We start from the raw sequence: 216 nt of genomic DNA, 5'->3' as shown, positions 1-216 counted from the left end.
ATATATGAGCATCAATTTACTTTCAGGATACAACATTCCATTTTTAATTAGTTCTGCTTATGCTTTTTATTTTGCAGATTCTAGAGACGATACTTTTACATATTGGTTGTTAATTTGTGGGCTCATAATAGTCTCTGCTATAGGTCTATTCTTATTTTGTCTAGGTGAATTTGAGATGTTCGGTATCCAAAACGGTAGTTTTATTAGAATGATTGG

At 31.0% G+C, this 216-nt stretch carries 1 pseudogene; it reads left to right on the top strand.

Annotated elements, in window-relative coordinates:
* Positions 1-216: pseudogene (locus HMPREF3241_RS04935) on the top strand (DUF5079 domain-containing protein); the annotation flags it as partial.

The organism is Staphylococcus sp. HMSC34G04 (assembly GCF_001838765.1).
GTDB lineage: Bacteria > Bacillota > Bacilli > Staphylococcales > Staphylococcaceae > Staphylococcus > Staphylococcus epidermidis.
This window is presented reverse-complemented; position numbering and strand designations above follow the sequence as displayed.